Source organism: Microbacterium sp. (assembly GCF_052099035.1).
Taxonomy (GTDB): domain Bacteria; phylum Actinomycetota; class Actinomycetes; order Actinomycetales; family Microbacteriaceae; genus Microbacterium.
This window is the reverse complement of the sequence record NZ_JBQDSX010000022.1, coordinates 38,384-40,286: the sequence shown is the minus strand read 5'-3', so window position 1 is coordinate 40,286 and position 1,903 is coordinate 38,384. Positions and strand designations below refer to the sequence as shown.

General features: G+C 68.6%; 1 protein-coding gene. It reads left to right on the top strand.

The features are described 5' to 3' along the window. Nucleotides 1–95 precede the first annotated feature (95 nt). The gene (locus tag ACTIAO_RS09010) at nucleotides 96–1,871 is read left to right on the top strand and encodes an aldehyde dehydrogenase family protein (protein WP_441905957.1); all 1,776 of its coding nucleotides are present in this window, start codon (nucleotides 96–98) and stop codon (nucleotides 1,869–1,871) included. Nucleotides 1,872–1,903 lie beyond the last annotated feature (32 nt).

Below are 1,903 nucleotides of genomic sequence, written 5' to 3'. Positions count from 1 at the left end.
AGCGGGGAATAGCAGCGCAACGGCGGGTGACCGGGCCCACGTGCCCGCATAAGCTGAAGACACCCGAATAGTGCTTCCGCACGAAGGAGATGCCGATGACGTCAGCGACCCCTGCGACCGACACTGCCCCCGCGCCCGCGGCCGGCCTCGACGACGAGGAACGCGCCCACCTGGATGCCGCGATCGACGAGCTCACCGCGGGAACCCGCACCTGGTCGACGCTCAGCGTCGGCCAGCGCGCGACGCTTCTGCGTGCCGTGCGAACTGCGGTGGCAGCATCCGCTGAGGAATGGGCGCACACGGCGGCAGCATCCAAGGGGCTGAACGGCAGTCACCCCCTGCGCGGTGAGGAATGGCTCTCCGGCCCCTACAGCGTTCTCGGCGCGCTCGACGCGTACGCGGAGACGCTCTCCCGGCTCGCAGCCGGACGCAATCCGCTCGAGGGCATCCGCATCGACCGCGCCCCCGGCGGCCGCGCACGCGTGCACGCGTTCCCGCTGACGGGTCTCGACAAGGTGCTGCTCTCGGGCTTCACCGGCGAGGTCTGGCTGGAGCCGGGAACCACACCGCGCACCGCTCGCGCCGCCGCCGGGCTCGCCCAGCGCACCCCGCAGGAGTCCGGTGGCGTCGGCCTGGTGCTCGGCGCCGGCAACGTCACCTCGATCCCGGTACTGGATGTGCTCTACGAGCTCCTCGCGCACAATCGCACGGCGATCCTCAAGGTCAACCCCACTCAGGATGCGCTGGTGCCGGTCTTCGAACACGCGTTCGCAGCCCTGATCGAACCCGGTTTTCTGCGCATCGTCCGCGGCGGCGGCGATGTCGGCGCTTACCTCACCGCGCACAAGAAGCTCAGCCATGTGCACATCACGGGTTCCGCGGCGACGTTTGATGCGATCACCTGGGGCCCGTCGAGCGGGCAGGGAGCAGTCGCGACGAAGCGACGCCGTCGCGAGAACCGCCCCCTCCTGAAGAAGCCGATCACGGCCGAGCTCGGCGGAGTCTCGCCGATCATCGTCGTGCCGGGGCAGTGGAGCGAGGCGGACCTGCGCTTCCACGCCGAGCACATCGCGACGATGCGCCTGCAGAACTGCGGCCACAACTGCATCGCCGGCCAGGTTGTGATCATGTCGTCCGATTGGGATCAGGCGGATGCATTCCGCGCTGCCCTCCGCCGCGCGTACACCCGTGCGCCGGAGCGTCCGATCTGGTACCCGGGCTCGGACCAGCGGATGCAGTCGGCAGCGGACGACTACCCCGACGCGCTCGTGCTCGGCGACCGGCTTCTCGTCGAGATTGGCCAGGACGATGACCCGACAGCCCTCGAGAATACGGAGTACTTCGCCCCCGTGCTCGGCGTCGTGACCTTGCCTGGCACAGGACAGACGTTCCTGGATGCTGCTGTCGCTCACGCGAACGAAAAGCTCCAGGGCACGCTCGGTGCCAACGTGCTGATCGATCCGGCGACGCAGGCAACGCTCGGCACCGGATTCGAGCGGTCGATCACCGAACTGCGCTACGGCTCGATCGCCATCAACGCCTGGACCGCTTTCGCCTTCATCACCCCCACGCTGACGTGGGGCGCGTTTCCCGGGAACACGCTCGACGATGTCGGCAGCGGTATCGGTATCGTGCACAACGCACTGCTGCTCGACCAGGTGGAGCGCTCGGTGCTACGCGGACCATTCCGTCCGTTCCCGAGGTCTCTGCCGGTCGCCAACGGCGGCGGCCGCTTCACGATTCTGCCGAAGCCGCCATGGTTCGTCACGGCGCGCACCGGTGCCGCAGTGAGCGAGGGCCTCACCCGCTTCCGGGCGGACGGTCGGATTCTGGGGCTGGTGAAGACGCTGCTGCAGGCGCTGCGGGCCTGAGCAGTTCATTTCGACTCGCTCCGCTCGCTCAA